Origin of the sequence: Cytobacillus oceanisediminis (genome assembly GCF_003182355.1) — a bacterium.
Lineage (GTDB): Bacteria > Bacillota > Bacilli > Bacillales > Cytobacillaceae > Cytobacillus > Cytobacillus oceanisediminis_A.
Genome location: NZ_QGTW01000009.1, coordinates 199,505 through 212,121, shown reverse-complemented (window position 1 = coordinate 212,121; position 12,617 = coordinate 199,505). Strand labels below are relative to the sequence as shown.

The 12,617-nt window shown below is 40.5% G+C and carries 15 protein-coding genes; 3 read left to right on the top strand and 12 right to left on the bottom strand.

Annotated features, from left to right (window positions below):
- Position 1: 1 nt before the first annotated feature.
- The 11 genes from DFO73_RS17440 to DFO73_RS17385 all read right to left on the bottom strand — a co-directional run bounded on the left by DFO73_RS17440 (position 2) and on the right by DFO73_RS17385 (position 8,926).
- Positions 2–871 (bottom strand): MBL fold metallo-hydrolase, encoded by an 870-nt coding sequence (locus DFO73_RS17440; protein WP_110065990.1) that lies wholly within the window; start codon positions 869–871, stop codon positions 2–4.
- 212 nt (positions 872–1,083) lie between these two features.
- On the bottom strand, positions 1,084–1,554 hold the full coding sequence (locus DFO73_RS17435) for a RidA family protein (protein ID WP_110065989.1): 471 nt from the start codon (positions 1,552–1,554) through the stop codon (positions 1,084–1,086).
- A 477-nt stretch (positions 1,555–2,031) separates the two neighbouring features.
- A complete protein-coding gene (locus DFO73_RS17425; RefSeq protein ID WP_110065987.1) occupies positions 2,032–2,382 on the bottom strand; it encodes a 2Fe-2S iron-sulfur cluster-binding protein in 351 nt (116 codons plus the stop codon).
- Positions 2,383–2,552: 170 nt separating this feature from the next.
- Positions 2,553–3,242, bottom strand: coding sequence for a GntR family transcriptional regulator (locus DFO73_RS17420; protein WP_110065986.1), 690 nt, complete (start codon positions 3,240–3,242; stop codon positions 2,553–2,555).
- A 39-nt stretch (positions 3,243–3,281) separates the two neighbouring features.
- The gene (locus DFO73_RS17415; RefSeq protein ID WP_110065985.1) at positions 3,282–3,812 is read right to left on the bottom strand and encodes a chromate transporter; all 531 of its coding nucleotides are present in this window, start codon (positions 3,810–3,812) and stop codon (positions 3,282–3,284) included.
- A complete protein-coding gene (locus DFO73_RS17410; protein ID WP_110065984.1) occupies positions 3,809–4,405 on the bottom strand; it encodes a chromate transporter in 597 nt (198 codons plus the stop codon). Before DFO73_RS17410 ends, DFO73_RS17415 begins: the two co-directional genes overlap by 4 nt.
- 93 nt (positions 4,406–4,498) lie before the next feature.
- Positions 4,499–4,978 (bottom strand): GlcG/HbpS family heme-binding protein, encoded by a 480-nt coding sequence (locus DFO73_RS17405; protein ID WP_110065983.1) that lies wholly within the window; start codon positions 4,976–4,978, stop codon positions 4,499–4,501.
- A gap of 22 nt (positions 4,979–5,000) precedes the next feature.
- Positions 5,001–6,473 carry an aldehyde dehydrogenase family protein gene (locus DFO73_RS17400; protein WP_110065982.1) on the bottom strand — a complete coding sequence of 491 codons (1,473 nt, stop codon included), beginning with the start codon at positions 6,471–6,473 and terminating at the stop codon, positions 5,001–5,003.
- A 335-nt stretch (positions 6,474–6,808) separates the two neighbouring features.
- Positions 6,809–7,540, bottom strand: a complete 732-nt coding sequence (locus DFO73_RS17395) for a TenA family transcriptional regulator (protein ID WP_110065981.1) — start codon at positions 7,538–7,540, stop codon at positions 6,809–6,811.
- 221 nt (positions 7,541–7,761) lie between these two features.
- A complete protein-coding gene (locus DFO73_RS17390; protein WP_110065980.1) occupies positions 7,762–8,532 on the bottom strand; it encodes a creatininase family protein in 771 nt (256 codons plus the stop codon).
- A gap of 61 nt (positions 8,533–8,593) precedes the next feature.
- A complete protein-coding gene (locus DFO73_RS17385) occupies positions 8,594–8,926 on the bottom strand; it encodes a 2Fe-2S iron-sulfur cluster-binding protein (RefSeq protein ID WP_110065979.1) in 333 nt (110 codons plus the stop codon).
- Between the two features lie 159 nt (positions 8,927–9,085).
- Between DFO73_RS17385 and DFO73_RS28305 the strand changes: the two genes are divergently transcribed.
- The 3 genes from DFO73_RS28305 (at position 9,086) to DFO73_RS17375 (ending at position 11,735) form a co-directional block, all read left to right on the top strand.
- Positions 9,086–9,271: a hypothetical protein gene (locus tag DFO73_RS28305; RefSeq protein WP_142669534.1), complete on the top strand. Its 186-nt coding sequence runs from the start codon at positions 9,086–9,088 to the stop codon at positions 9,269–9,271.
- 197 nt (positions 9,272–9,468) lie between these two features.
- Complete coding sequence (locus DFO73_RS17380) at positions 9,469–9,804, top strand: hypothetical protein (protein WP_048008850.1); 336 nt, start codon at positions 9,469–9,471, stop codon at positions 9,802–9,804.
- Positions 9,805–10,331: 527 nt separating this feature from the next.
- Positions 10,332–11,735, top strand: coding sequence for a hypothetical protein (locus DFO73_RS17375; protein WP_258309537.1), 1,404 nt, complete (start codon positions 10,332–10,334; stop codon positions 11,733–11,735).
- A 173-nt stretch (positions 11,736–11,908) separates the two neighbouring features.
- Here the strand turns inward: DFO73_RS17375 and DFO73_RS17370 are convergent, their stop codons facing one another.
- The gene (locus DFO73_RS17370; protein ID WP_258309536.1) at positions 11,909–12,604 is read right to left on the bottom strand and encodes an NAD(P)-binding domain-containing protein; all 696 of its coding nucleotides are present in this window, start codon (positions 12,602–12,604) and stop codon (positions 11,909–11,911) included.
- Positions 12,605–12,617 lie beyond the last annotated feature (13 nt).

Here is a 12,617-nt window from a genome sequence, read left to right as displayed (position 1 = left end):
TTTAAAGCTCCTTTTTCTGTTCAAGGTCATAGCCATTTACAAAATACTCAATGGCCTCAAGTTCATTTTCATTCAGTTCACGGTTTTTATAGGCTCTATAAGCTTTCTTTATTTCTGCCTTTTCCCCATTCAGTTGCATGGTTAGTTGAGCAGCCTTTCTAAGCAATTCTGTTTCTTGTATATATTCAGCTCTTGAGAGGGCTTTCCAGTGGGAAAGAATATAAGTATCAGCATCGAACTTTTCGATAGAGTCCAATAACTTGAGCATTCGTTCCGTAGTAAAATTCCATTTACTAGAATAAAGATTCGCGTAAATGGCATCCCCCAAAAACAAAATTTTTTCTTCCTTAATATATACCACTACAGAATCGGCAGAATGGTCCCCTCCAACATGATGCAATTGGCAAGTAACACCGCCAAGGCCGATTTCCAGCCTTTTCTCGAAAGTAATGTCAGGCAGCTTAATCTTAATATCCCGGTCACTGCCAAACTCTTTTTTGATCGCGCTTGCGCAAAATTCAATCTCGACTCCTGATTTCACTCGTTCATCCAATGCTTCATCTGACCACTCAAATGGAAGAAGCTTTTTCATCTCAGCTTTTGTTTGACTTGAAGAAACCGACACCACATCCAAAGCTGACAAGCCAAAAATATGATCCCAATGCCAATGTGTCAGCACAACCATACTTGGTGCCGGAATATTATGCTTCGCAAGCTCACTAAAAAAATAATTTGCATGCTCCTCGGAATTACCCGCATCAATCATCAACGTCCGATTCTTACCGACAACTGCAGCCAAAATGGGCCGGTCCGTCTCCGAAACAGGGGTCTGATACCAAAATCGATCGCTAATTTTTTCTAAAGTTTGCACAAATACTCCCCCTATAATTGCTTTATTACATTAATTCGGTAAAAGTGAAGAGAACCCTTTTTTTCTTATATTAAAATATCTAAAACTATGGCTCTATTCTAATTTTGATAAAGGCTGCTCACTACCATTTATTATTTATGTGTTCCAAGACAGGATCAATAAAAAAAGCTGCTCATGCAATTGAGCAGCCCATAAAAAGGATATTAAAGTTATTAAATTTCAACGATCATTTCAATTTCCACCGGAGCCCCTCCAGGCAGGGAAGCCATTCCCACTGCTTTGCGTGCATGTCCCTTTTCTTTCCCGAAAATGTCGTGCAGCAGGTCAGAGGCGGCATTAATGACGGTAGGATGTTCTTTAAAATCGCTTGTTGCAGCCACATAACCATCCATTTTGATAATTCTTTTGACTTTATTTAAATCTCCAATGATTCCTTTAAGGGCTGCCAGCAAATTTAACGTACAAATTCTCGCAGCTTCCTGCGCTTCTTCAATGCTGATGTCTGCTCCAACAGTCCCGGTGTACTTCTGAGCGCCATTTACTCTTGGCGTTTGTCCGGATAAGAATATCGTATTTCCTGAGATGACACCCGGTTCAAACGGCATCTTAATATCAGCCTGAACAGGAAGCTGTATATTTAACTCTTCCAGTCTTTCTTCAATCCCCTTTTTTAACCCTTCCATTGCTAAGCCTCCTGGGAAACACTTTGTTTTAATGAAGAATATAGTTTTTTAGTGAACTTGAAGGAGCGGTGAGTATAATAGACTTTGGCAAAAGCATGATTTTCACACAGCGAGCATTTGATTTGATATGGAGCTTTTCTGATATGAGGCGTTTCTAATAGCATCATGACTTCCTTTAGATGACTGTTGCAAACCCACATAATTTCACCCTCTTATATTTAATTTGGAGCTTTTAATCTTCTCTGTTGATTTCCGTTCCAGGAGATCGCTTTCCGCGGGCGGTCCGGGAGCCACCTCGGCACTTGCGCCTTCGGGGTCTCCCGGACCGTAGGAGTCTCTCGCCTTCCACTCCAATCACAGAGTGCTATAATCAATTTTGCGTCTAACAAGCCTCATATTAAGATTCTTGTATACTCTTTCAATCCGTAGTGGGCGATGCCGCTAAGATTCGTCCATTACAGTTTGAAATGCTGATGATCAGTTACTTGCAGATACTGTCGGCTTTAATTTATCCGGCTTTCTTTTCTTCACCACGTCTGTCACTTGATCATCCCATGAAATGGAGATATCCCCGTTTGTTACGAAAGTTTGGCATCCTAAGCGATAGCCTTTGCTGAGCCACTCTTCTCCAAGTTTTCTTCGTTCCTGAATTTTGACATTATCCAGGTATTCGGATCCTTCTTCTGCTTTAAAAACACAAGTGCCGCAAATACCGCCTCCGCAGCGATTTGGAAGCTCTCCATCATAGCGGAGTGACATTCTTAAAATATTTGAATCTTCTGGTACCTCTAACTGTTTATTGCTATTAATAAAATTAATCTTTGGCATAGTTGACTTCCTCCTTTAATTCTTCCTCTTGGTATACAATATACCATATATTTAATTTTCAGACAATATAAAACTTTTAAATAACTTTATTTTTTTCCTTCGCTAGAATCTGATTATTGTGGATCTACCTTTTAGATATGAAAACAGGCTGCTTAAATGTAGCGGCCTGTTTATACCTTCTGGCTATTAAACTTCTTTTTAATCCGATCCATATAAGCTATATATGCTTTCTTGGAATTTTCAATATGAATTCTCATCAAGTACTCAGCTATTTCACTCTCTCTGTCGCGTAATGCCTTCATAATGTCAATATGTTCTTTTAATGAGTCCTTTCTTCTGCCTGGTGTTTCATAACCCATATTGGCAGCCATATGAATAAAATCAATAAGGCCAGAAAGAATTTCGTATAGTTTCGGGCTTTTGGATGCTTTATTAATGAGCTGGTTCATATGAATATGTTCAGAGTTAAAATTCTCTTCAGCCTGTTCGTCCAATTCCATAAGTTCCTGGATTTTTTGATCTAATTCTTTTTGTGTTTCCCTATCCATTCTTTGAGCTGCCAATTTTACAGCAAGGACTTCAAGAGAAGAGAGAATCGTAAATACTTCCAATACTTCATCTTCTGAAATATTGGTAATAACAACTCCTTTTCTTGGGACTGTTTTCACAAAGCCTTGTGATTCAAGCCGGAACAAAGCCTCACGGATCGGGGTGCGGCTTATGTTCAGCTTGGCAGCCAGCTCTCTCTCAACTAGACGGTCGCCAGCCTGGTACTCCCCTTCTAAAATGAGTTTTTTTAAGTACAGATAAGCATGTTCGCGTATTGATATTAGTTGATTTTCCTCCCATGTTTTTTCCATTTATCCACCTGCTATTATTTTTTTATAGATCGCTAGAGATTAAGATAAGAAAATTCCTCCATAAAACAATGCGCCAAAAATGACGAGTGATGGATGTACCTTAAATTTGATTAATGTTAAATAGCTGACAGCTGCAAGCAGCACAAGATGAAGAACGCCGCTGTTTTCGAAGGCTGTTAAAAAGAATTGGTATGCCATGACAGCCAGCAGGACGGCAATGATGGGCTGCACGGACTTCGTCATAAGCTTGACCTTAGGCGAATCTTTGAATAAGTTAACAAACTTAAAAAGCAAAATGACAGCCAAAGCGGATGGAAGAATGGTTGCTGCAAGAGCTATCACTGCTCCTAAAATCCCCCCTAATTCGTAGCCGATAAAGCCTGCCATCTTTGTTGCGATGGGGCCTGGAAGAGCATTCGCAATAGCAAGTACATCCCCAAACTCCGATAGTGTCATCCACCCATTGTTGTTTACCACTTCAATCTGAATCAGCGGTATGGTTGCCGGTCCGCCTCCGTAGCCTAGTAAATTCGCAATAAAAAACGCCCAGAAAATATCCCAATAGATCATGAACTTTTCTCCCTTACTGGAATCAATTCTTCATTAGCACTCTTATCAGCCTTTTCTTTCCGGTGCGCAATATAAAAGGCTGAAATCAGGACAGCTGCAATCAATATTCCCGGGTGCCACTCCATAAGCTGGACAAAGACTAATGATACGGCAGCGAGCAATAATGTTTTGGGGATGCCGAGCCCCTTGCTGCCTTTTTGGTAAAACCGGTAGGCCATTTCCGCAAGCATAAACCCGATAACAGGTGTTACCCCTTGGACCATCCCGCTCACAATCGGTGATTGACGAAAGGAATATAAGAATCCCAGCAATCCAAGCATGGCAATAATGGATGGCAGGATATGCGTAAGGATCGCTACAGCTGCCCCCAAACCGCCTTTCACTTTAAATCCGATATAAGCAGCCATTTTTGTTGCAATAGGACCTGGCAGCGTATTGGCCAAAGCTAAAATTTCCCCGAATTCTTCCTCAGTCATCCACTTATATTTTTTAACCGCTTCAAACTCGATTAGCGGTATTGTCGAAGGACCTCCTCCATACCCTGTCACACCGGTGCGGGCAAATCCAATCGCCAATTCAAGATAAGGTTTCATGCGATCCTCCCTCTCTAATGTTTCTATAACTCTTTTGACTGAATAAGGACCTCATTTCGCTATTATTTTTATAACGAAAGAGGTCCCTTTCTATTATTTTTTAATGTCTGCTTCTGTTACGACTTCATATCCGTCCTTCTCCAAATAGGATTGAAGAGCTTTCAAAGCTGCAGTGCCAACAGCTGTATCCTGCTCGCCATTGCCGCCGCTAATTCCGATTCCTCCAACCACTTCATCATTTACCACAATAGGGAACCCGCCAACAAAAACAGCAAACTTGCCGTTAAGCATATGCTGAATGCCGAACGCTTCATTGCCAGGAAGCGCCGGGCCGTTTGGCTCTTTATTAAATAAATGAGTCGAACGTTTATGGCCTGAAGCTGTATAAGCTTTAGCTATGGCAATTTCAGGGCCAGTGATTCTTGCCCCGTTCATCCTTTCAAGAGCAAGCAGGCTTCCTCCATCATCTACAATCGCAATCGTTTCAAGAACATTAATGTCTGCTGATTTTTCTTTCGCTGCTTCTATCATTAATTTTGCTTCTTCTAACTCCAATTTAAGGGCTGTTTTCATATTCCATTCTCCTTCTGTCTATTTAATAGCCGATATAAACGGTTTTTACTTGTGTGAAGAATTCAAGGCCAACTCTGCCGGATTCACGGAAGGTAGCCGTGCTGGATTGTTTCAACCCTCCAAACGGAGCATTGATCAAGTTGCCGGTTGTTGTCCTGTTCACTTTTACCGTCCCTGCCTGAATATCTTTTGTGAACTGGTTAGCCACTTTCAAGTTGTTGGTCACAATGGAAGCGGACAATCCATAGTCAACGTCATTCGCAATCGCTATGGCTTCTTCATATGTATCCACTTCAATCACGGCAATCACCGGACCAAAAATTTCTTCCTTGGCAATGCGGTGATTCGGTTTTACATTGGTGAAAATGGCTGGTGAAACAAAGAATCCCTTTTCGTATGCCCCAGTGGTTAAATGTTCGCCTCCATATACAAGATCGGCTCCGTCTTCTTTGCCGGACTCAATATACTTCAACACATTTTTTAATTGCTTTTCATTAGCAAGCGGGCCGATTTTAACTCCTTCTTCAAAACCGTTTCCAATTTTGAGAGCGCTTGTTTTTTCAATCAGTTTTTGGACGAAAGCTTCTTTTACTTCTTTCATAACGATGACTCTGCTTGTTCCCGTACATGCTTGCCCTGTAAGGGAAAATCCGCCATTCACGGTTAAAGTGGCTGCAAGGTCCAAATCAGCATCATCCATAACAACAAGGGGATTTTTTCCGCCAAGTTCCATTTGAGTGCGAGTGGTGAAGGAGCACTTACGATGGATGTCCTCGCCTGCAGCGGTTGATCCAGTAAAGGTAACAGCTTTAACAGCAGGATGAGTGACTAATGGATTCCCAACATCTGATGCCTTTCCTGTAACAAAATTCAGGACACCTTTTGGTATACCAGCCTGATGCAATGCTTCAACAAGCCGAACAGCAATTAGCGGGGTATCTGAAGAAGGTTTAAAGACAACTGTATTTCCTGTAATTAAAGCTGGAGCGATTTTTCTGGCAGCAATGGAAATCGGGAAGTTCCACGGTGTAATCACACTCACAACCCCCAGTGGTTCTCTTTCCGTTGATACTTTCATATTCGGATCATCATTCGGGAAGGTTTCACCTGTGAAGCTTTGTCCTTCAACCGCATAATAACGAAGGGTCTGTGCTGATCTCAGTACTTCATTTTTAGCATCATTAACATGTTTTCCTTCTTCCCTTGACAGTTCTTCCGCATATTGGGCCGCATTTTTCTCCAGAATGGCAGCAGCTTTGTTTAAAATAGCCGCCCGCTTGGATGGGGCTGTTTGCGCCCATTCTGGGAAAGCAGTACTTGCCGCTTCGATCGCCTGTTTGACATCAGTTTCATTGGATGCCTGAAAAACGCCAACAACGTCTTCGGTGTTAGCAGGATTTACGCTATAAAACTTCTTTTGGCTGGCCGACTCCTGCCATTCTCCATTAATGAAATTATTAAATGTTTCTACTTTTGTTGTAATCAAAACTATCACCTTACTCTCTGTTTATTTCTCCCTTTACTGCGCCAAATTCACTGATTATAGAAATAGCCGCCACTTAGACCTCGATTGACAAGATTTAGTGTGACGGCCTGGAATTGAGAATTTTTCAACTTGAATGAGTCTTTTTTTGGTTATTTAGCTCTGGTAAAATTGACCTGTTGATTTCCGCTCCAGGAGCTCGCTTTCCGCGGGGCGGGCGGTGAGCCGCTTCGCGTCTGTGGGGTCTCACCTGTCCCGCTCCTCCCGCAGGAGTCTCGCTCCTTCCACTCCAATCAACTGGGTGCCAATTAATCAATGGTGCTTTTAGATGCAAATGATCTAATATCTTACTTAGTTTCTACTAAAGATCCAAGATCCTGTTCCAGGTACTCTCTCCATAGACCATCCATGTACATGCGGCGCATTTTTGCTCCTGTGCGGACAACTTCAAGGCAGCGCTGCTGCAATTCTGGCGTATCTGCATGATCTAAAACGATCTTATAGCCGCGTTCTCCATGGATTTCATCGGATACGATATGAAGATCGAAGAATTCGATTTCTTCATCTGTAAATCCATATTGTGCACGAAGAGCAGGAGTTTGTTTACGATAGATATCAGGAACTTGTGACTCAAGACCAACAACTAGAGCAGCTGTTGCAACAACGAAGTTTTCACGGGCAGCCACGGCGTAGCACCAGCTTTGCAGGCCTAATGTTGTTGGAGCCATATTTTCAGGATCGATTACACGTTCGCGAGTTGTTCCGCAAGCTTCTGCGAAGCGAATCAGCAAGTCTGTATGACGGTCAGCTGCAATTTCTTCTTCATACATATTCTGAAGTGTGAAGTCTTTTGCTGCTTCGAATTTTGGATCGGTTGGAGTGTTGTGATAGATATACGCTAAGTAGTCTGCGAAAGGTCCAACATAGTGGTAATGGTTTTCAGCCCATCTTGCAAAGTGCTTTCTTTCAAGCTTCCCTTCAGCCCAAGCTACTGTAAATGGAGCTTTCTGGCTATGATTTCCTTTAATCGCTTCCTCTAGTTCTTTGCGAAATTCATCTTTAGATAATAATTCTGGCATGTGTAAACTCCTCCTCGATTTTTATGTACCCTGTCGGCATTTGATATTTTGTATACCAAAATTTTTAAAAAATAATAGGTTGCTAATTTACAACCTCTTTTCTTCTTGTTTTTTTGGTCTTTGGTATACCTTAATTGAATAATAACCTATTCTTTTTCACTTGTAAACACAATTTTTAGAATTTTTTAAAGATTAATTAAAATTCTTTTAGTGTACTAGAATTAGTAGAGCAGCTCCGCTTTGAGATCAAGCAGCTCGGAAAGTTCTTCAGTAAGATTCTTTAAGGCTTCTTCTACAATCTGCTTACCGATTTCCCTGCTGCCCTGTCTGCCATCTCCAATACACCCGTTTTGGGTCATTTCTTCATAGAAATAGAAGCCCTGGACGGCTTTGCCAGGCCGCAGCCTTTTCCACCTTCCATCTTCTCGGATATCGCCTTTTTCTAATAGTTCGGTTCTGACCAGTTCAGGTTCCAGGTACAAAGCTTCGGAAACTTCCCGCTCACAGCTGTGGCCAAAAAGAGGCGATTTAACAAATTTCCCAATTGACTCCTTGGCTGATGCGGTTGTTTTTGCATAGTAGACTTCAACATCCAATTCTTTTGTAATCGTCATGGAGGCAAGATTCAATGTAGATTGGTTGCCTCCATGCGAATTCAGAAATAGAAACTTCTTAATGCCATGCTGCTTCAATGAAGAAACCATGTCTTTCAAAACAGCCATCAAGGTAGCTGGCTGCAGAGCGATTGTTCCAGGAAAATGTATGTGATGCTCGGAAACGCCCATATTCACAACTGGAGTAACAATGGCATATGGAAACATTCTTTCTCCCAGCTTTATTGCCATCTTCTCCGCAAGCACTGCATCACAGCTTTCAGCCATATGTGGCCCATGCTGTTCATGCGCACCGACTGGAATGATTGCAAATTCAACTGTTTCTAATGACTCTTCTACTTCTTTCCAAGTCATTTTCGTTAGATCATAACAATTCATTTAAAAATCACCCGCTACTCTAAGGTATTTTGTATACCAATAAAATTTTAAAAATAAAAAACTATTTCGTAATGGCTGCTGTTGTCTTCTTTGGAGGCTTTACAGAGATATTTTCCTGGGATATTTCAATATCCTTCTGAATTGTTAATTGGCAAGTTAATCTGTAGCCCTCATTCACCTTGTCACCTAGCATTTTTTCCTCTTTCCAGTTAGGCGGAGCTAAATCTTCTCCCCCGCTAATAACAACGCAAGTACACTTTGTACATCTTCCCATTCCGCAGCCATACTTTAACTCAGGAAATTGGCGGATCCCCGCTAACACTACTAAATTAGCATTATCTTTTACTTGCTGTTCCACTTTCTTCCCATCAACATGGAGAGTAACCTTTGGCATATCATTACCCCTTTCAGTTTATTCTAAAAATTTAGATACTTTTCCAAGAGTATACAACCTTTCTGGAAGATTGGCAAATAGGATTTTTTAATTTTTTGGCCATTCATAAAAAATTGTAGATAATCTAAGTACTCTCTTATTACCAAGGATTTTCAAGAATTGATGTTAATTAAGGTGTTGATTTCCGCTGTTCAGGCACTCGCTTTCCGTGAGGCAGGCGTTGAGCCTCCTCGGCGCCCTGCGCCTATGGCGTCTCACCTGTCCCGCTACTCCCGCTGGAGTCTCGCACCTTCCGTTCCAATCAACAGGTTTAAAGGAACTGGCATGATCACAACCTATATGTGAAAGTTTACTATTTTAACCGAATTATTAAAAAATTTAGAATATATCATTGAACATTTCTTCTCCTTGGTATAAAATACATGTAAGCTTATGGTATACAATATTCCAGATTGGAGGAGATATACACGAATCTTACATATTTTGAAGAAATATTTTTCACCTGATCTAGAACAATCTAAAATATTAAAGGAGTGTTTAATATGGGAAAATATATTGTTTTAACAAATAAAGATACCTTCCAAACGATTCTTGAGAATGAGGGCTTAAAGCCGGTTGAAACCTATCATTTCTATTTTTTCGATAAGTTAAAGGCAAAATATACGATTGCAGAGGTTTTGGATGAGAATATGAAAATCCAGCTTTTTGAAGAATATGAAGGAAAAGAATATGTGAACCATATTGGTGTTAAATTTTTTGAACGATTTGAAACCCTTGAAGCAGCCCGTGAAGAATTAGATGAGATTGTAAAAGCTTCAGGCAATAGCGAGGATTCAATCCACTCCAAGCTTGTTAAGTCTGATGAAGTAGCTGTATAAACCTTCTGTTAATAAGAAGATATTGAACCCGGAGGAAGCTTCTCTTCTTCCGGGTTTGTTGTTCAGGAAGGGAACTTATTAAGAAATGGCTGTGTTATCAATACTCAAGTTTAACCGCCACCAATTAAAAAGTTTTTCCGGTTAAAAAAGTTATTTTCAGTTTCTGGTCGTGCAAAAAAAACCGCCAAAGAATGGCGGCCTGGTTAAAACTTTAATGTCTTTCTCAATCGTGCTAATTTTCTTTGGGATTTTTCAATTGCATATTTAGAACCAAATAGAAAGTTGAACATTTGGGTTTCCTCCTTTATTTATCTTTCCTATTATTATTATATTACGGGTTTTAATGATTTACAACAAAATTGTATACCAAATACCATATTTTTAATTAATTTATGGCAAATTGGTGAATTAAACACTCAAACCAATCATCTTGGTATACAATTTTCACTAAAACAAAATCTTTTTTTCTCATCCTTTATCAAAAAGGAATTTATTTACGATAGATATTATTAGAAGAAGGATTATTAATGATTGTGAGGGTGTCTGATATGCTGAGAGTTTTATTTTTATCTGTGATTAGCCTATATTTGCTGTCCACTCTGATGCCTGAATGGGAGATCGGTCCCCTCCTCTCCATATTATGCTTCATTATTGTTGTTTTAACATTCAGGCTTGCCAAGAGATTCGTTCAAATACTGGGGGGCATTTTCCTCGGGCTTGGGGTTTTGCTGCTTTGGACAAGCGGCTCTCAGTGGCAAAATTATATCCTTGCTTTTGGACCGATGCTTGACCTGCTTACCATGTTTACATTAATTCCGATCCTGGGGATACCCATTAAGATTGGGAGATATGGCGAGGGGATACAGGCGATTATTCAGAAAAAAGTAAAGACTTCAGGCCATTTATATATGATGACTTCAGGAATTTCTTACTTTTTCAGCATTTTCATGAATCTTGCAACCCTTCCCATGACGTATTATTCCATACGTCCTGCCTTGGCAAGCTTTCCGGTCCGGAACAAGGAACGGTTTATGAGCAGGGCGATCTCGAGAGGGTTTGCCATGCCTTTATTATGGGCTCCTGTTACACCCATTGTCGGGATTGTCATAACGATGACAGGAGTTAGCTGGGGATCCATCCTTCCCTATGTCATTCCGTTAAGCGTATTGGGATTAGGATTGGATTGGTTTATTGGTTCCCGCAAATCGCAAACGATGGCCATCCCACACCCTGGAGAATCCGTACATGAAACGGCAGCAGCTCTGGAACCAGGCTATGCCGGGCGGCCTGGACGGGTTTTTCAAATTCTGGTGGCAATCGCTATTTTTAATCTTATTGTTTCCTTTGCAGAAACACAATTCTCATTGCCGTTCTTAATTCTTGTCTCATTGATTGTCATTCCATTTGCGTTTAGCTGGTCCCTCTTCCTGAAAAAAGGAAAAGAATTTGGCCATCAGCTTTTTGAACACTTTCAAACCTTTTCAATGAGCATGAAGGATCAATTCTTCATCTTTCTATCTACCGGATTTTTTATTTCAGCTATTAATTTTTCCAATTTTAATGAAAACTTGTATGGATGGATAGCAGCTTTTATTGACGTTGCAGGTGTGGAAGTTTTTCTGATAATCCTGCCTCTCATTCCTTTGGGACTGGCCTTTTTGGGCCTTCACCCTGCCGTATCACTTGCTTTAATGATTGAAGGCGTTAACCCGGATGCAATCGGAATCTCTCCGCACATTTTGACAGTCGCGATGCTGTCAGGAGCAGTTTCCTCCTTTTTAGTAGGTCCTTATAATGCTACGCTGGGCCTTATGTCAAACATTATTAAAGTCAATTCCTATAAAGTGTCCAACTGGAATATACCATTTGCAGCTGTATATGTTGCTTGTGTTATGCTGTATTTGTTCTTATTAGAAAGACTGTTAAATTAATAGATTTCCAGGTCTCCGGTACCAGACGCAGGGGGATTTTTACCGATTTGCTGATAAAAGTGGATTTTTGTTGATATATCCGAAATTTCGTTGATATATTTATTTTTTCGTTGATAAACCCGAAAAAAAGCTCAACATAATTGCTCCATAGGTAAAAAAAGATGCTGATGTAGCTAATCAGCATCTTTTTCACTACTTTCTTTTATTTCTCTCACAATCTCTTGTGCAAAATGACCCAAATTACCTTCACTATAGGAGCGGATGACTTCAGGCGCGAGTGATGTGAGTGCTCTTTTTATATAAGCGGGCGGATAGCCTTTTTTAGTGAAGTCATTTTCGATTTCTACAGCTGTTCTAACTGCATAATAGGTAGCCAGTTTATTAATTTCGACTAACCTGTCTTCCCTATCTTTTATGATTTGGCCTAATGGTTTGCAAAGTTCCATTACTGAATCTGGCAAATGATCCTCGGTAGTAAACAATCCATTTCCGTGTTCCAATAAATCTCTTGAATGTCCCATATATTTTAGGCCATATACCTTGTAAGATGGAAAATTCCCCTTGATTTCTTTTGTAGGCAACGCAGTAGCCATATTGATAAAGCTAACCGAAGAAGAATTTCCTTCAGCTAACATTTTTTCCATAAAGGGAATCACCTTGCCGGCCGGCAAAGCCAATATGAGGATATCCACCTCTCTCAGATCCTGTTCCGTTAATAAATAACAGTTTGGAAAACGCTGAATAAATTGTTCTGCTTTCGTCCTGCTTGGATGATAGACACCTATTTTGATATTTAATTTTTTCCAATGCACCATCATAGCAGAACCTAATTTTCCAATGCCCGCCAAGGCTACCTTAAGGTTCTTCACCAGATCACTCCTT